This is a genomic window from Neobacillus niacini, from assembly GCF_046591715.1.
Classification (GTDB): domain Bacteria; phylum Bacillota; class Bacilli; order Bacillales; family Cytobacillaceae; genus Neobacillus; species Neobacillus niacini_L.
This window is the reverse complement of sequence record NZ_JAWVNQ010000011.1, coordinates 29,892-50,349: the sequence shown is the minus strand read 5'-3', so window position 1 is coordinate 50,349 and position 20,458 is coordinate 29,892. Positions and strand designations below refer to the sequence as shown.

At 41.4% G+C, this 20,458-nt stretch carries 17 protein-coding genes; 1 reads left to right on the top strand and 16 read right to left on the bottom strand.

Going from position 1 to position 20,458, the window contains the following annotated elements:
* Positions 1 to 124 precede the first annotated feature (124 nt).
* From gatB to SFC47_RS20560, 9 genes are all read right to left on the bottom strand, one after another.
* Positions 125 to 1,552, bottom strand: a complete 1,428-nt coding sequence (gene gatB / locus SFC47_RS20600) for an Asp-tRNA(Asn)/Glu-tRNA(Gln) amidotransferase subunit GatB (protein ID WP_411256363.1) — start codon at positions 1,550 to 1,552, stop codon at positions 125 to 127.
* A gap of 12 nt (positions 1,553 to 1,564) precedes the next feature.
* The gene (gatA, locus tag SFC47_RS20595; protein WP_411256362.1) at positions 1,565 to 3,022 is read right to left on the bottom strand and encodes an Asp-tRNA(Asn)/Glu-tRNA(Gln) amidotransferase subunit GatA; all 1,458 of its coding nucleotides are present in this window, start codon (positions 3,020 to 3,022) and stop codon (positions 1,565 to 1,567) included.
* A 47-nt stretch (positions 3,023 to 3,069) separates the two neighbouring features.
* A complete protein-coding gene (gene gatC, locus SFC47_RS20590) occupies positions 3,070 to 3,363 on the bottom strand; it encodes an Asp-tRNA(Asn)/Glu-tRNA(Gln) amidotransferase subunit GatC (RefSeq protein ID WP_411256361.1) in 294 nt (97 codons plus the stop codon).
* Positions 3,364 to 3,519: 156 nt separating this feature from the next.
* Positions 3,520 to 3,870 (bottom strand): hypothetical protein, encoded by a 351-nt coding sequence (locus SFC47_RS20585; protein WP_411256359.1) that lies wholly within the window; start codon positions 3,868 to 3,870, stop codon positions 3,520 to 3,522.
* A 22-nt stretch (positions 3,871 to 3,892) separates the two neighbouring features.
* Positions 3,893 to 4,438 (bottom strand): hypothetical protein, encoded by a 546-nt coding sequence (locus SFC47_RS20580; RefSeq protein ID WP_411256358.1) that lies wholly within the window; start codon positions 4,436 to 4,438, stop codon positions 3,893 to 3,895.
* Between the two features lie 302 nt (positions 4,439 to 4,740).
* Complete coding sequence (locus SFC47_RS20575; RefSeq protein WP_411256449.1) at positions 4,741 to 5,181, bottom strand: YueI family protein; 441 nt, start codon at positions 5,179 to 5,181, stop codon at positions 4,741 to 4,743.
* 498 nt (positions 5,182 to 5,679) lie between these two features.
* Positions 5,680 to 6,957 (bottom strand): isocitrate lyase, encoded by a 1,278-nt coding sequence (gene aceA / locus SFC47_RS20570; RefSeq protein ID WP_411256357.1) that lies wholly within the window; start codon positions 6,955 to 6,957, stop codon positions 5,680 to 5,682.
* Between the two features lie 32 nt (positions 6,958 to 6,989).
* Positions 6,990 to 8,582, bottom strand: a complete 1,593-nt coding sequence (gene aceB / locus SFC47_RS20565; RefSeq protein ID WP_411256355.1) for a malate synthase A — start codon at positions 8,580 to 8,582, stop codon at positions 6,990 to 6,992.
* 179 nt (positions 8,583 to 8,761) lie between these two features.
* Complete coding sequence (locus SFC47_RS20560) at positions 8,762 to 9,811, bottom strand: glycoside hydrolase family 15 protein (RefSeq protein WP_411256354.1); 1,050 nt, start codon at positions 9,809 to 9,811, stop codon at positions 8,762 to 8,764.
* A gap of 359 nt (positions 9,812 to 10,170) precedes the next feature.
* Here SFC47_RS20560 and SFC47_RS20555 point away from each other — a divergent pair, with 359 nt between their 5' ends.
* On the top strand, positions 10,171 to 10,347 hold the full coding sequence (locus SFC47_RS20555) for a hypothetical protein (RefSeq protein WP_411256353.1): 177 nt from the start codon (positions 10,171 to 10,173) through the stop codon (positions 10,345 to 10,347).
* Between the two features lie 19 nt (positions 10,348 to 10,366).
* On the opposite strand, the gene SFC47_RS20550 is transcribed toward SFC47_RS20555, so the two are convergent.
* The 7 genes from SFC47_RS20550 to ligA form a co-directional block, all read right to left on the bottom strand.
* Positions 10,367 to 10,993, bottom strand: coding sequence for an NAD(P)-binding protein (locus SFC47_RS20550; RefSeq protein WP_411256351.1), 627 nt, complete (start codon positions 10,991 to 10,993; stop codon positions 10,367 to 10,369).
* Positions 10,994 to 11,011: 18 nt separating this feature from the next.
* A complete protein-coding gene (gene cobA, locus SFC47_RS20545) occupies positions 11,012 to 12,442 on the bottom strand; it encodes a uroporphyrinogen-III C-methyltransferase (RefSeq protein ID WP_411256350.1) in 1,431 nt (476 codons plus the stop codon).
* A 24-nt stretch (positions 12,443 to 12,466) separates the two neighbouring features.
* A complete protein-coding gene (gene nirD, locus SFC47_RS20540; protein WP_411256447.1) occupies positions 12,467 to 12,784 on the bottom strand; it encodes a nitrite reductase small subunit NirD in 318 nt (105 codons plus the stop codon).
* 9 nt (positions 12,785 to 12,793) lie between these two features.
* The gene (gene nirB, locus SFC47_RS20535) at positions 12,794 to 15,208 is read right to left on the bottom strand and encodes a nitrite reductase large subunit NirB (RefSeq protein ID WP_411256349.1); all 2,415 of its coding nucleotides are present in this window, start codon (positions 15,206 to 15,208) and stop codon (positions 12,794 to 12,796) included.
* Between the two features lie 359 nt (positions 15,209 to 15,567).
* A complete protein-coding gene (gene pruA / locus SFC47_RS20530) occupies positions 15,568 to 17,115 on the bottom strand; it encodes an L-glutamate gamma-semialdehyde dehydrogenase (RefSeq protein WP_411256347.1) in 1,548 nt (515 codons plus the stop codon).
* A 128-nt stretch (positions 17,116 to 17,243) separates the two neighbouring features.
* Positions 17,244 to 18,410, bottom strand: coding sequence for a CamS family sex pheromone protein (locus SFC47_RS20525; protein ID WP_411256345.1), 1,167 nt, complete (start codon positions 18,408 to 18,410; stop codon positions 17,244 to 17,246).
* Between the two features lie 12 nt (positions 18,411 to 18,422).
* A complete protein-coding gene (gene ligA / locus SFC47_RS20520) occupies positions 18,423 to 20,429 on the bottom strand; it encodes an NAD-dependent DNA ligase LigA (protein ID WP_411256343.1) in 2,007 nt (668 codons plus the stop codon).
* Between the last annotated feature and the right edge of the window lie 29 nt (positions 20,430 to 20,458).

The following is a 20,458-nucleotide window of genomic DNA, read 5'->3' as shown; positions in this document are numbered from 1 at the left end:
AACGATTGATTAATTTTACCTAATGCCTATATATATAAAGGTTTTTCCCGGGAAATCTAAAAAAAGAATGTCGAAGATCTATTCGACAAAAAAACTGGCAGAGAAATCTGCCAGTTTAGTGTTTTTATCGTTTCGTTAATTCCTGCTGTAATAATTGATTAACCATTTGTGGATTTGCCTGTCCCTTTGTTGCTTTCATTAGCTGGCCAACAAGGAATCCCACTGCCTTATTTTTACCATTTTTAAAGTCCTCAATCGATTGTGGATTCGCATCGAGTACCTCAGAAATAATTTTAAGGAGTGTCCCTTCATCAGAAATTTGTACAAGCCCTTTTTCCTTAACAATTGCTTCTGCATCGCCGCCGTTTTCAATCAACTCTTTAAAAACAGTCTTTGCGATTTTGGAAGAAATGGTTCCATTCTCGATTAGCTTAATCATACTAGCTAAGCCTTCAGGTGTTAAAGCGATTTGATGAAGTTCTTTCCCCTCAGCATTGAGGTAAGCAGAAACATCTCCCATGATCCAGTTCGATGCCAATTTTGCCTCTGCACCGGCTGCTACGGTTCCTTCAAAGAAATCTGCCATTTCTTTTGTTACTGTTAATACCTTGGCATCATACACCGGTAAACCTAGTTCATCTATATAACGCTTTTGCCGCTGGTCCGGAAGTTCAGGAATTTCAGCAGCAATTCGGGCTTTCCATTCCTCATCAATATAGATATCCAGCAAATCTGGTTCTGGGAAGTATCGATAATCATCCGATCCTTCTTTTACACGCATTAGAAGGGTAGCACCTGTTGCTTCATCAAAACGACGAGTTTCTTGGTCAATTGTCCCGCCACTTGTAACAACCTCACGCTGACGCTTTTCCTCAAATTCCAAGCCTTTACGGACGAAGTTAAAAGAGTTTAGGTTCTTTAATTCAGTCTTCGTTCCAAACTCTTCTTGTCCAACTGGACGAATGGAAATATTGGCGTCACAACGTAATGAACCTTCTTCCATTTTACAGTCAGAAACACCTGTATATTGGATGATGGATTTTAATTTTTCAAGATAGGCGTAAGCTTCATCTGGCGTACGGATATCTGGTTCAGAAACAATTTCTACTAGCGGCGTTCCCTGCCGGTTATAATCCACTAATGAATAGCCATTACCATGACTCAGTTTTCCTGCATCCTCTTCTAAATGGATCCTTGTGATTCCAATACGTTTTGTGTAGCCATTTACCTCAATTTCAATCCAGCCATGCTCGCCAATCGGCTTATCAAATTGGGAAATCTGATAGGCTTTTGGATTATCTGGATAAAAGTAGTTCTTTCGGTCAAATTTCGTATGTGTGGCTACCTGACAATTCAAGGCCATTGCCGCCTTCATTCCAAATTCCACAGCTTTTTTATTTAGGACCGGCAGCACCCCAGGATATCCTAAGTCAATGACACTGGTATTTGTATTTGGTTCTGCCCCAAAATGGTTTGGGCTGGCCGAAAAGATTTTCGAATCCGTCTTTAACTCTACATGGACTTCAAGTCCAATCACCGTTTCAAATTCCATTGTTTTCACCCCCTATATACCTGGCTTTTGTTTATGATAATCTGTTGAGCTTTCAAACACATGCGCCACACGGAAAATAGTCTCTTCATCGAAATGCTTACCGATAATTTGCAATCCAAGCGGCATGCCATTATCAAATCCACATGGGACAGAAATTGCGGGCACACCTGCCAGATTGACGGGAATCGTCAGAATATCGTTTACGTACATCGTTAAAGGATCATCAATATTTTCGCCGACTTTAAACGCCTTCGTTGGTGTAGTTGGACCAATGATAACATCATACTTTTCAAAAACATCTTCAAAGTCCTTCTTAATTAACGTACGGACCTGCTGTGCTTTTTTGTAATAGGCATCGTAATATCCTGAACTTAATGCAAAGGTACCGAGCATAATTCTGCGTTTTACCTCATCTCCAAAGCCTTCAGATCTAGAATTCTTATACAATTCAAGTAAATTATCCGCATTCGGAGTTCTATAACCATAGCGAACGCCATCAAATCGAGCTAGATTGGCAGACGCTTCAGAAGAAGAAAGTAAATAATAGGCAGCTAAAGCATATTTAGAATGTGGCAGGGATACTTCTTCCCATGTGGCTCCTTCTTTCTCAAGCACTTTTAAGGCCTCTAGTACCGACTGACGAACACTTTCATCTACGCCCTCACCAAGGTATTCCTTAGGTACGGCAATCCGGAGCCCTTTAACATCTCCTGTTAACGCAGAGACGAAATTAGGTACATCCACATTCGCTGATGTTGAATCCATTGAATCTAACCCAGATATTGCCTGCAGGAGGTATGCATTATCTTCAACTGTTCTAGTAATCGGTCCGATTTGGTCAAGGGACGAAGCAAATGCAACCAATCCGAAACGTGATACACGGCCATAAGTTGGTTTTAACCCTACTACTCCGCAAAAGGCTGCTGGCTGCCGGATGGATCCCCCTGTATCTGAACCTAAAGAAAATAGAACTTCGCCAGAAGCGACCGCAGCCGCAGAGCCGCCTGATGAACCGCCAGGTACTCTCTCAAGGTCCCATGGATTACGTGTTACTTGATAATGGGAATTCTCGTTTGAGGAACCCATCGCAAATTCATCCATGTTTAATTTTCCAATCGTTACGGTTTCCTGCTCCTTCAGTTTTTGAACAACCGTTGCATCATAGATAGGATTAAAGTTCTCTAGTATTTTACTAGCACAGGTAGTCCGAAGCCCTTTGGTGACAATATTGTCTTTGATCCCAATCGGCATCCCAAATAATAGGTTCCCAGAGGAGTTGGCCGAAAGCATATCATCTAAAGAATTCGCCCGTTGTCTTGCCCTTTCCTCATCTAATGTTAGAAATGCCTGTACCTGGTTGTCGACTTGAGCAATTCTTTTATACGATTCTTCAATAAGATCACTGACTTTTATTTCTTTTTTATGTAAAAGTTCATGGAGATCTGCCATTTTGTAATCAAATAAACTCACTATCTTTCCTCCCTTGTCTAGCGCAAGCAGCCTAAAACGCTTCTTCTTTACTCCCCAATGATTGCCGGAACCTTAATTTGTCCATCTTGATGTTCGGGTGCATTTTTTAAGACTTCCTCACGCGGTAATCCTGTTTGCTTGATATCCTCACGAAAGACATTTTTCATATCAAGCACATGATAAGTTGGTTCAATGTTCTCTGTATCTAATTCATTTAACTGTTCCGCAAATGTTATAATTGCATCTAACTGCTTGGTGAACTTTTCCGCCTCTTCTTCTGTTATCGCTAATCTAGCCAAGTTTGCTACATGCTTTACTTGCTCATTTGAGATCCGTGTCATTTTATTCCCCCCAATCCCTTGTGTCATAATCAATTTATTATTGATGATACCAAACTTTTCCGCTTCACCGCAATGATTCCTCTACTAGTATCGGCAAAAGAAGTACATTTTAGATTGGTAGGCAAAAAAAAAGGAGCATTTGCTCCTGTCTCACCGTTAATATTCCTTATGTTGTGCTGCGGACTCCTGAGCCCACATTATCAATTTCGTTCTCTCAAAATAACGCTTTTGCTCAATCATTACATACGGAAGCATTTCCCCCTCAAAAGAACCTGTTGTTTCAAGCATTCTCTTTTCTTCCGCGATAATCTTGAGCAGTTCCTTTTCAGTTATTCCTAATAGCTTGGCGGCCTCTTTGCTATCTAAAAATATAGTATCCTTCATATCAATTTTTTCACTAATTGGGCTGCTTACAGGAGTTGATTTGGAAGAGATAAGAGAACCTCCCGCAATAATCCCTGCTGATAATATAATTGAAGAAATCAACATCGTTTTATTCGAGACCATTTGCATCCCCCATTATGTATGATTATTGTTGTGGAATAACTTCGCCATTACCATTTAAAGCTCTAACCTTCGGATGGAAGCCTACCCCTGCATAATATCGCTTATTTCCATCTTTAATTATTTTTGCTTCCTTGTATTCTTCGCTATCTTGATCAGCTATTTCAATAACAGTGATATTCTCATTCTTGACTTCCCCAAACACAACATAAATATCTTTAAGAACCTTACCTTTGTCATCATACTTGGTGTAATTCTCATGATAAATGGAATAGGTTTCGCTCCTTGCATGTTCCCACCCATTCGGACCTTCATTTTTCCATCCTTCTTCATCGTTTCCCTCAAAGAATGAAACTCCCAGCACCGGGTCTTTAATATCTTTAACGTCTTCCCCTTCTGCCTTGGTGGAGTATAACACGATTGTTATCCCATCACTTTTCGTTTTGTATAAAACTTCTTGTACGTCAAATGGGATTGTTTCTGCAATCGCTTTTTCAAGGGTTGGATATTTGCATCCTGCAAGAGTTAGCATTAGAACCAATACAATAAAGAGTAATATACATTTTCTCATAATTCTCCTCCTAAGATATAGGTCAGATGTTAGCAATCTAGTAATCTCTAGTAAAAAGTACAATACAAAATAAAACGACTTCCTACCTGACCACTTTTCTTTCGTTCCCATTATGAGTTTATCTATCTTGTTACTCTCCTCCTTTTGATCAATAACTTGAATGGTAATCTCCTTATTAGTATAATATTCTAATTTTCTACTAAATTCCAGTTATACCCAAATATAGGTCTAAATACCTCCTCCCATTGAACCTTGTTGAATGACAAAAGGCAGCAGTCACAATAGACTGCTGCCTTCTTGCCTTATCGTTTAAAAAGTTTCGCAAAAAGTCCTTTGCTTTTTTGGGGTTCAGTCAGGCTGAGTTCTTTCTTCGAAATGTAAATATCTTCTTTGTCAACTGCATCGTCCATCGCAAGCAATAAGCCCACATCTGTATCATGTTCTTTGTTGGTTACGATTTTATGCTCGACCTTGTGTTTGGCTGCTAATTTTACATATTTAGATAGGACCGAATAATCCATATTTCCGTTCAATAATAGATTTACCTGGGGATTTTTCTTCATTTCCTTTTCCACTTGAGGATAAATCTCAGCTTCTGCCACTTGGCTTTTCTTTAGGACCAGAATAATCCGTTCCCGCAGGGTACCTAAATATTTCCGCCTTTCATCTGGCTTCGTTTCCAAAGGGCCGTGTATTCCCTGTTGAAGAACTTCCTCCACGTTCGGCTTTTTCAAACAAATCATCTCCATTAAAAGGGCTATTATTATGTATGATAATACCCTAAAAAAGGTTCATTTCCAAAAATGTGCTGGTATTTGGGGGTGTTTGCTGTTATTTGAGAGTGTTTTCCGTTATACGAGAGTATATTTTGCTATCCGAGAGTGTTCTCTGCCATCCGAGAGTGTTCTCTGCCATCCGAGAGTGTTCTCTGCCATCCGAGAGTATTTTCCGCCATCCGAGAGTATTCTCCGCCATCCGAGAGTAAATTCTGCTATCCGAGAGTATTTTCCTACTATCCGAGAGTGTCCTCCGCTATCCGAGAGTAAATTCTGCTATCCGAGAGTAAATCCTCACATCCGAGAGTGTTCTCCGCCATCCGAGAGTAAATTCTGCTATCCGCAAGTATTCTTGGCCATCCGCAAGTATTCCTCGCCATCCGCAAGTAAAATGCCCCAGCCCCAGCCCCCCAAAACAAATATATCCCCCTCTCAATAAGAAGAAGGGGGATATGACCTAAAAATTTATTTTGTAAATTGCTCTTCCTCAGTAGATCCTTTCAACGCAGTTGTAGAGGAGGTTCCGCCAGTGATGACCATGGATACTTGGTCAAAGTAGCCTGTTCCTACTTCACGTTGATGTCTTGTTGCTGTGTAGCCGTATTGCTCGCTGTCGAACTCAGCCTGCTGTAACTCGGAGTATGCAGCCATGCCGCGCTCTTTGTATCCGCGGGCAAGCTCAAACATGCTGTGGTTCAAGGCATGGAAGCCGGCAAGTGTAACGAATTGGAACTTGTATCCCATTTTTCCAAGCTCTTGCTGGAATTTTGCAATCGTATCTTGGTCTAGTTTCTTCTTCCAGTTGAAGGATGGTGAACAGTTGTAAGCAAGCAATTTACCTGGGAACTTCTCATGAATTGCTTCAGCAAAACGTCTTGCTTCCTCAAGGTTTGGCTCAGATGTTTCACACCAGATTAGATCTGCATATGGTGCATAAGCTAAACCGCGGGCAATCGCCTGGTCAAGTCCTGCTTTTGTACGGAAAAATCCTTCAGCCGTCCGTTCTCCTGTAATGAATGGTGCATCGTTCATATCAATATCACTCGTAATCAAGTCAGCAGCATTAGCATCCGTACGTGCCACCAGTACCGTTGGAACCCCCATAACATCAGCGGCCAAACGAGCAGCAATTAAGTTGCGAACCGCAGTTTGTGTTGGCAATAAAACCTTCCCGCCTAAATGACCACACTTTTTCTCAGAGGAAAGCTGATCTTCAAAGTGAACTCCAGCAGCGCCTGCTTCAATCATACCCTTCATCAATTCAAAACAGTTTAACTGTCCGCCGAAGCCTGCCTCAGCATCGGCAACAATTGGAACAAACCAGTCTATAGAATTATCTCCCTCAGAATGAGTGATTTGATCTGCACGTTGGAGGGCTTGGTTAATACGTTTTACCACGCTCGGCACACTGTTTGCAGGATATAAACTTTGATCCGGATACATATGCCCAGATAGATTCGCATCGGCTGCAACCTGCCAGCCGCTTAAGTAAATGGCTTTTAATCCAGCTTTGACCTGCTGAACTGCTTGATTCCCTGTTAATGCTCCCAGTGCATTAATGTATTCTTCTTCATTCATCTCTTTCCAAAGCTTTTCTGCTCCACGTCTAGCTAACGTATGCTCAATGTCAAGGGAACCGCGAAGCTTGATTACATCTTCAGCAGTATACGGTCTCGTAATTCCATTCCAGCGCTTATCCATTTCCCAGCTTTCTTGTAATTCCTTCGCTCTTTGATTTGTCATTTTATATTCCTCCTATTAATCTATTAAATTTTTTATAAAAGTTTATACCCAGGTAAGGTTAAAAACTCTACAAACTCATCATTTAGGATTAAGCTGTCAAACAGCTCAACGGCTTCAGTGAAACGTCCATTTTCATAGGCATGAGCGCCAATTTCACACTTTATTTTCTCTAGTTCTTCCACTTTAAATTGCTCATACATTTCGACAGTTATTTTTCTGCCACCTTTGAGTACACCTTTTGGATGGCGGATCCACTGCCAAACCTGCGCCCGTGAGATTTCAGCTGTTGCCGCATCCTCCATTAAGTTATGAATAGGTGCAGCTCCTCTTCCTGATAACCACGAAGCAATATATTGAATACCGACATTGATATTAACCCGTACACCTTCTTCAGTAATTTCTCCTGTTGGTGTCTCGAGCAAATCGCTGGCCGTGATATTAATCTTTTGCTGCTTGTTAGTATGAATCTGATTAGCCACCGGCATTTCGCGGTCAAACACATCTAGGGCAACCGGTACAAGACCCGGATGTGCTACCCATGTACCATCATGTCCATCGTACGCCTCACGTTCTTTATCAGCACGAACCTTCGCAAATGCTTTTTCATTAGCCTCTGGATTATCACGAACCGGTATTTGCGCAGCCATCCCTCCAATAGCAGGGGCTTTCCGGCGATGACAAGTTTGAATCGTAAGCAAGGAATAAGAACGCATAAATGGTACAGTCATAGTTACCTGTGATCGATCCGGCAGAATAACATTTTCATGGTTACGCAGTTTTTTAAGATAGCTAAAAATATAATCCCATCTTCCACAGTTCAAACCTGCTGAATGATCTCTTAATTCAAATAGAATTTCATTCATTTCAAATGCTGCCATAATGGTTTCAATCAAGACGGTTGCTTTAATCGTCCCTTGTGCGAGAGCTAGCTTTTCTTGAGCAAAAATAAAGACATCATTCCAAAGCCGTGCTTCTAAATGGCTTTCAAGCTTTGGCAGGTAAAAATAAGGACCAGTACGTTTGGCTAGTAAATTTTTTACATTATGGAAAAAGTACATTCCAAAATCAAAGAAGCTCGCAGAAATAGGCTTGCCATTCAGCAGTACATGTTTCTCTTCCAAATGGAGTCCACGCGGTCTTACAAATAAGACTGCTGTTTCCTCTTTCAGTACATATCTTTTTCCATTTTGATTTTCATAGGAAATCGTCCGATTTACTGCGTCTCTTAGATTGATTTGTCCCTCGACGATATTCTCCCAGGTTGGAGAAGTGGCATCTTCAAAATCAGCCATAAAAACCTTTGCACCTGAATTTAGTGCGTTGATAACCATTTTTCGGTCTGTTGGTCCGGTAATTTCAACACGGCGATCTTGAAGGTCTTTCGGCAATGGAGCAATAGTCCAATCCCCATTACGAATATGCTTTGTTTCAGGAAGGAAATCTGGGAGATACCCGTTATTCAATTCCTCTTGGCGTTTTTGCCTGTACTGTAACAGTTGTATGCGCCTTGTTCCAAAATTTTGTTCCAGTTCCTCAATAAATCTTAGTGCCTCTGTTGCTAAAACCTCATTGTATCCAGCTTTAAGGACACCCACCACTTCAATTCCTGTTGTTTGCGTCGACATGAACGTAATCACCTCTTTGTTATAATACAGTGTATATCCATGTGTTGTATTATATAACACGTTTTTTGAAAATGGAACTAGTTTTCTGAAAATTTTATAAAAATAGTTAAAATAATCCATTAGCCCTATTTTTTTATAAAAAAGAGACTGTTGAAATCTCATCTCAACAGTCTCTTTCATTACATTAATCCTTCATATCGCTCTTTCGCTAAGATATACATGGCACTTCCCCATCCTAATGGGGTATTTGAATTATAGTCTGCTGATTTAGCATAGTACAGTTCCGGCAGGCTGCCATCATGCAGCATTACATTTTCTGTTTGCTTTATATATTCACTTGCCTTCTTTACATTTCCGAATTCCAAATGACAAAGTGCCAGCCAAGGCAGCCCAAAGGTCCACTCCGCCTCCGTACCATAATAAAATGGAAAATCATGATGCCTTCCTTCATGTTCAACCGTGGAATAATAGGAATCACCCTTGTAGCGGATAACCCCACGTTCACGTAATAATTGAGATTCAATTTGGTCAACCACCACTCTTGCCTCTTCCCCCAACAATACGCCATATGGAAAGATCAAACTCAATTGTGCCAAATCAAATGGCCGGTCGCTGCTTTCATTTGGGTATAGATTACTCAGGGTCTGCCTGCCTTTTGTAATCCAGTCTCCCGGTACAAACACTAGATCTCTTACGGCCTCAAGACCTGCCACACATGCCCCGACAGAACTTGAATGGACTTCCCTCCATTCTTCCCACATCCCATTATCTGCGTCTTCCCAATACTGTACACAGCCTAAATAGCCAACCAGTTTTTGTACAATTTCATGATCCTTTTCATCTCTTATTATCTTTTTACCTCGCTTACAGCCCGTTCCAATCCCCCATAAAATGGCTCCAATTGCGTCATGCTGAGCATGTCCCCACGGTGTATTGATTTCCTTTACATCAGTGGCAGAGTATCTAGAGTGAATGTATTCCCACTGCTCTCTTGGCCTTTGAACATTATGAATATCCAGTTTCCATTCGTAATCTCTAAATAAGTCCAATATCCGATGATAGGTCATTTCGTAAATTTGATTATCCTTTTCCAAATAAGGCAGAGACATATAAAAAGAATCCCGTAACCATACATAATGATAGTCCTTTGACGAAGAAGCTAAATACAATCCATGCGGCAGTCGTAATTGATCTAAAATTTGATAGCTATGAAATATTCTCTCATTCATCCTTTTAACCTCGATTACTTTTTACCTTCCTTTTTAGCCTGTTTTAAGCCTTTTTATACAATGGCTGTGTTAATAGGACCTGTTGATTTGCGCTCCAGGCACTTCGCTTTCCGCAGGCGTTGCGGGGAGCCTCCTCGGCGCTTAAGCGCCTGTGGGGTCTCCCCTGCTCCGTACTCCTGCAGGAGTCTTCGTGCCTTCCGCGCAAATCAACAGGGTGCACTATCAACAATTAGCTTTAACACAGCCTATACAATAAAAAGAAGTGTATAAACTATGAAAAAGTTGTCTATGCTTACTACTATAAAAATAGATTAGGAGAGTGGGGAACATGAATATTTTGATAGAAGGGGGAATTTGCAATGAGTGTGGATGAGTTAAATAAAATTATTGCGGTTAAAAGGATGGATTTAGAGGAGTGCGAACATGAACTCAATAATCGATATTATCCTTCAATAGTAAGAATTGCGATGATGAATTATATTATGAATTTACAAGAACAATTAGAGGAGTACGATAACGATCCTATAAATTTGTAAAAAGAAATGACGTGTAGATTCACACGTCATTTCTTTTGTTATGCAATAGCCGTAAAAAGTCAGCTTCCCGATCAGGACTTTTCAAGAATTCCTCACTGACAATGGCTGATAATATTTCTCTTTTTCTAGAGGGCTCTTTCACTTCTTGCAGGATTCGCTGCCTGGCCGAAAATAGGAATTCAACATAATCTTCAAACTGTTCATCAAACTGGCTCTCTAGCTGCTCTTTAATTTTCCCAGCCAATGTTGGGCTAGCTCCGCCCGTTGAGACACTAATGCTTAATCGTCCTCGCTGAAAGTGAGATGGAACATGAAAATCCGATCCATCCGGATCATCGGCCATGTTAACAAGCTGCTGTTCACTTGCTGCCTCTTTAATCGTCTGATTTACGACATTGTCATTCGTTGCAGCAAAAATTAAAAATGCACCCTCCAAGTCCTCTTTTGAAAATGACTTTACTCGCCACCTTATTAAGCCGATGCTTGCAAGCCGTTTAAGTTCATCTGTAGCAATGGGACTAATCACCGTGATAAGCGCCCCTGTTCCAAGCAGTCTGGTTACTTTTCGCTCTGCAACCCTGCCCCCGCCTATGACTACTGCCTTTTTCCCATCGAGTCTTACTATAATCGGGTAGTTCGAATTCAAACTTACTCCCTCCCTTCTTCAGGCTTTTCCGAACTGAATTAAGTATTCTACTAAAGCTTCTTTTGTGGGAGAATCAGGCATTCCATTTATCACTAAGCCCGCAGCTTCAACTGCCTCTTTTGACCGCTGACCCATGCAAACTACTTGTACATCTTTTAAAAGAGCAGACACTTCTATACCGCATTCCTCAAGCCCTGTAATGAATACCTCAACAGATGCCGCGCTCGGAAAGACCATTGTATTTATGTCCGCTTCCTCAAGCATACGTTGAAAAATGGGGAGAAACTGCTCATCTAGAACTTTTTTACTTGTCACTAGAAAGTCAGCATATTCATATTCTCCTTTATCTCCGACAACCAGCAAGCGCCCTTCCTGCGGCATATCTTTGGTTAGTCCAGCGATAAAACCGCGCTCTCTTAAGGCATTAATAGATTTACTGGACTCCCCAAAAAACTCAGCTTGAATTTTACGAATATCGATTCCCTTTTCAATAACTGCTTTAAAAAATTCATCAACGCTTTCAGGTGATGTGAACAAAATTTTATCGTAGTCACTAACACTATCTAATTCAACGGGCAGATTGATCTTTTTCCATTTTGGAAACTCTATGACGTCTGCACCTTTTTCCATCATTTCCTTTGCTATCCCACTAACACTTTCACCGGTACGCGCAAGTAATATTTGACGGCCGTACAAGGGCATTTTTTCAAACCAGCTGATTTTTTCACGAAGGGAAATAACCTCTCCGACAAGAATAATCGACGGGTTGCTAAACCCAGATTCTAGTACCTTTGCTGAAATATCTGTCAGCGTACCTAGTAAGGTCTTCTGCCGGCCGAATGTTCCCCACTGAATTAAAATTACTGGCGTGGCCGCTGGTTTGCCATAGGCAATCAGATTCTCACAAATATATGGAAGATTAGCAACACCCATGTAAAAAGCAATCGTATCAACGCCGCGGACAAGGCCTTCCCAATCAAGCATCGGCTTGCCATCTACTGATTTATCATGTGCCGTTACGACTGCAAATGATTCTGCATGCTCACGGTGAGTAACAGGAATTCCCGCATAGAGGGGGGCTGCAATCCCCGATGAAATGCCAGGAACAATTTCAAAAGGAATTTGATGCTGAGCAAGGGCTGCCGCTTCTTCGCCAACTCGTCCAAAAACACCAGGATCGCCGCCCTTTAATCGGACTACGACTTTACCTTCCAGTGCCTTTTCCACTAAAAGGTCGTTGATATTCTCTTGGCGTAAAATATGGCGGTCAGGTAATTTTCCACAATAGATCAGCTCGCAATCATTAGAGGCAAACTCCAATAGCTTAGGATTCGCAAGCCGGTCATATAAAATGACTTCAGCCTGCTGAATTGCCTCCATTCCCTTAATAGTGATTAAACGAACATCCCCTGGCCCTGCTCCTACTAAAAATACTTTTCCAGTTTTCATCCTGCAGCCATCCTTCCAAACTCTTTATATAATAATATAAACGTTATCTCCTTCTACTTCCACCCGATAAGTCTTTACCTGTCCTTCATCCGGTGCCTGAACTTTTCCGTCTGCTAACGAGATTTTCCAATCATAGACCGGGCAGAAAACAAACTCACCGCTTACTAGACCTTCGGTTAAAACACCGCCTTTTGGATGCGGACTACGGTTTTCTACTGCAAAAACCTTACCGTTTGTAACCTTAAATAAGGCTAGTTCATGATCATCTACTTTCACAGAATATCCAGTTCTTACTGGGAGATCAGAATAATTCGCAACTACTTTCCGAGTTTTTGTTACTATCATTTATAATCACTCTCCTGCCTTAACAGTGTGTACTGCATAATATTTATCTTTTATGTTTTCACTTTCAATCGCTTCATGCCAAGGTTCAATGTACTTCTTCAACGTTTTATCCATACGCTCATTTAATTCTTTTCTTGTTTCTTTGTTTGCAAGGACCTCTTTTACATGCTCTAGGCCAACTCGTTCTATCCACTTGGAGGTACGCTCCAAATAATTAGCTGTTTCACGGTAGTATTGCAGGTAGGCTCCAGTCATTTCCATGACTTCCGCTTCTGTTTTTACCGTAGCCAATAAGTCACCCGCACGAAGGTCGACACCACCGTTACCAGCCACATAAATTTCCCAGCCTCCATCAATTCCAACAAAGCCAATATCTTTAATTCCAGCCTCTGAGCAGTTTCTTGGGCAGGCTGACACACCCATTTTCACTTTATGCGGTGTATCCAGTCGTTCAAATTTTTTCTCAAGCTCAATTCCCAGTGCCATGGAATCCTGCGTTCCATAGCGGCAGAATTGCGCTCCAACGCAAGTTTTGACCGTACGAAGAGTTTTCCCATATGCATAACCTGATGGCATATCAAGCTCTTCCCACATGCTTGGCAGGTCTTCCTTTTTCACTCCGAACAAGCCAATCCGCTGTCCGCCGGTTAATTTCACTAATGGAACATCATACTTTTCGGCCACTTCAGCAATCTTTTTCAAGTCAGCTGCTGTTGTCACGCCGCCATACATTCTTGGTACCACTGAATATGTTCCATCCTTTTGAATATTCGCATGCATTTTTTCGTTCACTAGACGTGAATCACGGTCATCCTTGTAGTCATCCATGTGAATCATGCCAAGGTAATAGTTAATAGCCGGGCGGCATTTCGTACAGCCTTCATCATTATTCCATTCTAGAACGTTCATGACCTCTTTAACACTTGTTAAGCCCTTTGCTTTAATTTCAGCAACTAATTCTTCGCGGCTAATGGTTGTACAGCCGCAAATGCTTGTTTTCTGTGCAGCACCTGCATCAAATTGATCACCAAGGGTATAAGCAAGAATATCATTCACCATTGGTTTACAGCGTCCGCAAGATCGCCCTGCATTGGTACAATGACTTACTTGGTCAAGAGTGGTCAGACCTTGTGTCTTAATCGCTTCAACAATTGCACCCTTCGTAACTCCGTTGCATCCGCAAACCAATTCATCATTTGGCATCGAAGCAATGTCTCCGCTTCCTCCCTCAGCACTACATTGAGATTCAAATATGGATACCCCAGTAATATCCTCTTTTTTGGTCAGCATTCGGAAAAGTCTCGTACTATCTTTTGTGTCACCATAGAGTACAATTCCAACAATCCTGTTATTGCGCACTAGTGCCCTTTTATAGATACCTTCATACTCGTTGTAGACCATAATCGATTTAGTAGTACCATCTTCAAAGATTTCACCTGCTGAGTAAAGGTCCACTCCTGCAACCTTTAGTTGAGTTCCAGTAACTGAGCCTTCATATGGTGCAGCTTCTTTTCCACAAATTCTTTCCGCCAGAACTTTACCTTGTTCGTACAATGGCGCAACCAAGCCATACACAATTTCTCTATGCTCGGCACATTCTCCGACAGCATAGACATTCGGCGCACTGGTTTCCATAAAGTCATTCACAACAATCCCGCGATTTACATAAATTCCGCTTTCTTTAGCGACACTCGTATTCGACTTTATTCCAATAGCCATTACAACAAGATCGGCTCTCGCAAAGGATCCATCTTTAAAACGGAGTCCAGCCACCCTCTCATCGCCGATAATTTCAACTGTTTCCTTCTCCATCAAAAATCTCATGCCTTGAGATTCGAGCTCTGCTTTTAGTAAAGAAGAAGCAATGGGGTCGAGCTGACGTTCCATTAGGCTCGGCATAAGGTGGACAACTTCTACCTTCATCCCCAGGTTTAGTAATCCTCTTGCTGCTTCAAGACCAAGAAGTCCGCCGCCGATAACTACGGCCTTTTTATAGTGATTCGCTGAATTGATCATCATTTCACAATCTTTTATATCACGAAATCCAGTTACACCAATTTTGTCACTGCCTGGAATGGGCAGAATAAAAGAATTAGAGCCTGTTGCAATAATTAGTTCATCATACTCTACTACACGACCCTGGTCAGAATGTACAAGCTTCTTTTGAGTATCAATCTTGGTTATGGCATCCCCTGTATATAATTGAATATTATTTTCTATATACCAATCTAGCGGGTTGATGATAATATCTTCAAAGCTTGTTTCACCTTGAAGGATATTCGATAATTTAATACGATTGTAGTTTGGATGTGGCTCTTGTCCAAAAATAGTAATTTCAAATTGGTCTGGTGCAAGTTTAAGAATTTCCTCAATGGTCCTAACTCCCGCCATGCCGTTCCCAATCATTACTAGTTTTTTCATGTGGATACGCTCCTTTATAGTGGATTATCTATGAATTTATGTTAATTATGTTTTTCTCTATAAATACATAGTAAACCCCTATGATGTGAAATATTGTGAAGTTTGTCACAAACGAAGTGTTGTTTGTGAATGATTTCACATTTTTGTCATAAAGCGGTCCTGACCGAGGGTAGAGGGATTATTGTTTTGGACTATTTTCAGGGGGTTATGGACTTTATTGAAGAAGTTTTGGACTATGTCTAGTCGGTTTTGGATCATTTCACTACCTTTTGTACTTTTTTTAATAGGGTTTGGACGTTTAGATATTTTTTTTCAAAAACAAACCCCTTCTCCAACCGAGAAGGGGCAGCAAAAAAATATTAATACATCTCAGATGTAGTCTTAGCTTGCATGTGAAGCAATAAATAGTCAGGTCCGCCTGCTTTGGAGTCCGTTCCAGACATGTTGAAGCCGCCAAATGGCTGGTAACCAACAATGGCGCCCGTACATGAGCGGTTGAAGTACAAGTTACCCACATGGAAATCTTCACGAGCTTGTTCAAGGTGCTCACGATTTGTCGTGATCACGGCACCTGTTAAACCGTACTCAGTATTATTAGCAATTTCAATCGCCTCAGTGAAGTTCTTCGCTTTTGTGAAACCAACCACTGGTCCGAAGATTTCTTCCTGCATAATACGCGCATCAGGAGCAAGGTCTGCAAAAACAGTCGGTTGAATGAAGTAGCCTTTTGAATTGTCTCCTTCACCGCCAGTCATTAGCTTACCTTCTTGCTTGCCGATTTCTACATATTCCATGATTTTCTTGAAAGCATTGTTGTCATTAACTGGGCCCATAAATGTTCCTTGCTCAGTTGGGTCACCTACTGTTAATTCCTTCGTTAATTCAACCACACGGTTTAATACTGTATCATAAACATCCTCAACAATTACCGCACGTGAGCATGCTGAACATTTTTGACCTGAGAATCCAAATGCGCCAGCAACGATTGACTGTGCTGCAAGCTCCAAGTCTGCTTCAGAGTCAACGACAATTGTATCTTTACCGCCCATTTCAGCAATTAGACGCTTCATCCAAACTTGACCTGGATTCACTTTAGAAGAACGTTCGAAAATTCGAAGACCAACATCACGCGAACCTGTGAAGCTGATGAAACGAGTATCTTTATGGTCTACTAAGTAGTCACCCACTTCAGCACCGCTTCCTGGTACAAAGTTTAAGACCCCTTTAGGAAGACCTGCTTCTTCCATTACTTCAACGAATTTCGCAGCTACTACTGGAGTTGTAGAAGCTGGTTTAAGCAGCACAGTATTTCCTGAAACGATTGCTGCTACAGTTGTACCAGCCATAATCGCTAATGGGAAGTTCCAAGGTGAAATGATAATTCCCACACCTAGTGGAATGTAGTTATAACGGTTAAACTCGTTTGGACGGCTGTTTACTGGAACGCCATCTTTAAGTGCCAGCATTTGGCGTCCATAATATTCAAGAAAGTCAATCGCTTCCGCAGTATCTGCATCCGCCTCTTTCCATGGTTTACCTGCCTCCTTGGTTAAAAGCGCAGAAAATTCATGCTTACGGCGGCGAATAATCGTCGCAGCCTTAAATAAAACATCCGCACGCACTTCAGCTTTTACCTTTTTCCAAGTTTTGAATGCTTCAACCGCTGCCTGAATAGCTTGTTCTGCAAGGTCTCTGCTAGCCTTGGATACGCTGCCAATTACTTCTTTATGATTAGATGGATTATATGAAACGATTTTATCTTCAGTTGTTATTTTTTCGCCGCCGATAACAAGCGGGTAATCTTTGCCCAGGTAGCTCTCAACAGTCTTTAAACCGTTTAAATAGTCCTGACGATTCTCTTCATTTGTAAAGTCTGTGAATGGTTCATGCTTATAAGGTTGTACCATGTCTAAAACCTCCTATGTAATAAAAACTTCACATCCTTGTACATTCTAACATGTTTCTTTTACCTGTATCAACGGATAGCTGTAAAGGCATATTTATGCAAAAAAAAAGACCTGGCACTTAAGCCAGGTTAATAAATATGCACAAACGGTTCAGCCTCATTTGCCTTTCGGACAATCAGAGCCTCAGGTCCGTCAACAGATGTCACACTTACCGAGACAGATATATAATTTGGAAAATGCTCGAGGACAAGACCTGTTACATATTGAGTAAACCCAATGGCCTCTGACTTTCCATAGAACTGGATAGGAATTGTAATATCTAAATCAGTAAATTGATCACCGATATAAAAGGCACGGCCAATAACTCCGTTGAAGTTTGGAAAATACTCCTCAACATCCTGCTTAAAGTTTAAAAACGCTGTTACATCATCACGATGAGCTTCTTGAGCTTCGGTTGATGGAAATAAGAAATACTTTTCAGAAACAGGCTCCCACGCATTAATAGTTGAGCTTCCTTTATCAACATTGGCATAGGTGAAGAATGTTCCAGGTACAACAGAAGATCTGCTTTGCTGCTCGAATAGCGCAATGGTAATCGGAACATCCTTCAAATTCTTCATTGCCCTGAGACGTTTTAGGACTTCTTCAGCTATCTTTTTCCCTTCTCGTTCCATTTCGGCAAATTCAATCTCCCTCTCAAAGTAAGGCTCACCAATGGCTGTTCGGTAATAATGAACAGAATTTAGTGCAAGTCCGATCACAACCCCGCCCAATTTAACTGTATCGTTTTCACCTTTGATGAGGTAATCATGTTCCAAAATATGAGCCAAATAAATGGGACTTTGATTATTTCCTTCTTTAAAATCTGCTCCGTCAGCCATTAGCGGGTTTAAGCCGATATTTTCATCTGCTTCTAAACCCTCTTCCTTTAGCTGAGCCTCTGTAAATTTGCGATTCAACCACAGCCTGACATTATTTCTTTTTAATTCCTGTCCTTCACGGAATAGATAGTTCTTCGGGTCAAATTGGTGCTGAGCAATTCTCATCAAGCCAGTTTCAAATTCATTAATGTCATATCTAGTATTAATATTTCCAACTATTAGTCCACGCGCTTCCCCAGGTTCGAACGGTAATATCGTCCGATAATAGTTATCTGAAATATTATATTTCGGAATAATTGCCTTCTCTTCCGCCTCTTCCTTTGTTTTCACAACATTCTCCTGCTTTTGAAAGTTTGGTGCACATCCACTGAGCAGAATGACAAGGGAAAGAGCGAGCAATGAGAGTTTTCTCACATCGAACACCTCTTATTTATTTAATTCTGCCAAGAGCTTCTCCTCGTCCCAAACTTCAATTCCCAGCTCCTCGGCCTTAGTAAGCTTTGAACCCGCATCCTCCCCAGCAATAACGAGGTGCGTTTTCTTTGAGACACTTCCTGAAACATTCCCTCCAAGAGCCTCGATCTTTTCCTTCGCTTCATTTCTAGAGAGCTGTTCTAGTTTACCAGTTAGAACGACCGTTTTTCCAGCAAAAATACTATCTGATTCTTCAGCTGAAATTGGTTTCGCTCCTTTGTATTCCATATTTACTCCGGCTTCTGTTAATTCCTTCAGCAGAGCTCGTGCTTCTTCTTGTTCGAAAAAGGCAGCAATTGAATCTGCCATTTTATCTCCAATTTCATTAATCCCAAGTAGGTCTTCCTTTGTTGCAGCTGCTAGTTTGTCCATACTATCAAAGCTCTGGGCAAGTGTTTTCGCTGCTTTTGCACCAACATGTCGAATACCAAGTCCGAATAAAAGCTTTTCTAATGAATTAGCTTTAGATGCTTCAATTGCTTTCAACAGATTTGTAACTGACTTTTCACCCATTCTTTCTAAGGCTATCAGCTGATCATAGGTTAATTTATAAATATCCGCGACATCCGAGATTAATTTTTCAGCAAAAAGCTGGCTGATTACCTTTTCACCCAGTCCGTCAATGTTCATAGCATCCCGGGATACAAAATGGATAAGCCCTTCGCGAATTTGCGCCGGACACTTCGGATTAATACAGCGTAACGCAACTTCCCCTTCCAAACGGACCAGCTCGCTTTCGCATTCTGGACAATGTGTTGGCATTTGGAAATCACGTTCATCACCGGTCCGTAAATCTGCTAGGACATTTACTACTTCAGGAATAATATCTCCAGCTTTTTTAACAACTACCTGGTCGCCAATCTTTATATCTTTCTCTCGAATCAAGTCTTCATTATGCAAAGATGCACGCTGAACCGTTGTGCCAGCGACCTTAACCGGCTTTAAAATGGCAGTTGGAGTGACAACGCCTGTCCTCCCTACGCTTAATTCAATATCTAAAAGAGTTGTAACAACTTCTTCAGCAGGGAATTTATAGGCAATTGCCCAGCGCGGGCTTTTCGCTGTTGTTCCGAGCTTATTCTGGTGTTCATAGGAATCTACCTTAATAACAATTCCATCGATTTCATATGGTAAATTCGGTCGTTTATCAACCCAGCCAGTTACATATTCAATGACCTCATCAATCGCAGAACACTTTCTTCGCTCTTTGTTTGTTTTGAAACCAAGATGGTCTAAGTAGTCAAGTCCTTCACTATGAGATGCCGCGAAGCTTTCACCACCGCCGCCAATTCCATATAAAAAAACATCAAGGTTGCGCTTGGCAGCTATTTTCGGGTCGAGCTGCCTTAATGAACCTGCTGCTGCATTACGCGGGTTTGCTGCTAACTCTTCACCACGTTCGGCTTTTGCCTTATTTAGCGCTTCAAATGAGCTCTTCGGCATATATGCTTCACCGCGGACTTCTAATGTTTGTGGTTCGCGTAAGCGGAGGGGGATTGATTTGATTGTCTTTAGGTTTGCCGTAATATCCTCGCCAATGGTGCCGTCTCCTCTTGTTGCTCCTTGAATAAATAACCCATCTTCATAACGCAAAGAAACAGCAAGACCATCAATTTTTAATTCACAAACATAACTAAAATCGTCTCCTACCGCTTGGCGGATCCGGCGGTCAAAGTCTTTTAAATCCTGTTCATTAAAAGCATTACCTAAGCTTAGCATCGGTGTCGTGTGCTCTACCTTCTCAAAAAAGTCCAATACTTTACCGCCGACACGGACAGACGGTGAATCTGGTGTTTTTAATTCCGGAAAGGTGTCTTCCAATTCGAGCAGTTCCTGCATTAAACGGTCATACTCCGCATCGGGTACAGTAGGGTTATCCAGCACATAGTATTCATAACCATATTGATTTAATAGGCTTCTAAGTTCATTGATCTTTAATTCCGCTGTTTGAAGGTCCATATATCCAGCCCTTTCATTGTGAAATTATA

Coding starts and splice junctions, on each gene's coding strand:
- gatB (WP_411256363.1), bottom strand. CDS start 1,552: ATGGAATTTGAAACGGTGATTGGACTTGAAGTCCATGTAGAGTTAAAG.
- gatC (WP_411256361.1), bottom strand. CDS start 3,363: ATGACACGGATCTCAAATGAGCAAGTAAAGCATGTAGCAAACTTGGCT.
- SFC47_RS20585 (WP_411256359.1), bottom strand. CDS start 3,870: ATGGTCTCGAATAAAACGATGTTGATTTCTTCAATTATATTATCAGCA.
- SFC47_RS20580 (WP_411256358.1), bottom strand. CDS start 4,438: ATGAGAAAATGTATATTACTCTTTATTGTATTGGTTCTAATGCTAACT.
- SFC47_RS20575 (WP_411256449.1), bottom strand. CDS start 5,181: ATGATTTGTTTGAAAAAGCCGAACGTGGAGGAAGTTCTTCAACAGGGA.
- aceA (WP_411256357.1), bottom strand. CDS start 6,957: ATGACAAATCAAAGAGCGAAGGAATTACAAGAAAGCTGGGAAATGGAT.
- aceB (WP_411256355.1), bottom strand. CDS start 8,582: ATGTCGACGCAAACAACAGGAATTGAAGTGGTGGGTGTCCTTAAAGCT.
- SFC47_RS20560 (WP_411256354.1), bottom strand. CDS start 9,811: ATGAATGAGAGAATATTTCATAGCTATCAAATTTTAGATCAATTACGA.
- SFC47_RS20555 (WP_411256353.1), top strand. CDS start 10,171: ATGAGTGTGGATGAGTTAAATAAAATTATTGCGGTTAAAAGGATGGAT.
- cobA (WP_411256350.1), bottom strand. CDS start 12,442: ATGAAAACTGGAAAAGTATTTTTAGTAGGAGCAGGGCCAGGGGATGTT.
- nirB (WP_411256349.1), bottom strand. CDS start 15,208: ATGAAAAAACTAGTAATGATTGGGAACGGCATGGCGGGAGTTAGGACC.
- pruA (WP_411256347.1), bottom strand. CDS start 17,115: ATGGTACAACCTTATAAGCATGAACCATTCACAGACTTTACAAATGAA.
- ligA (WP_411256343.1), bottom strand. CDS start 20,429: ATGGACCTTCAAACAGCGGAATTAAAGATCAATGAACTTAGAAGCCTA.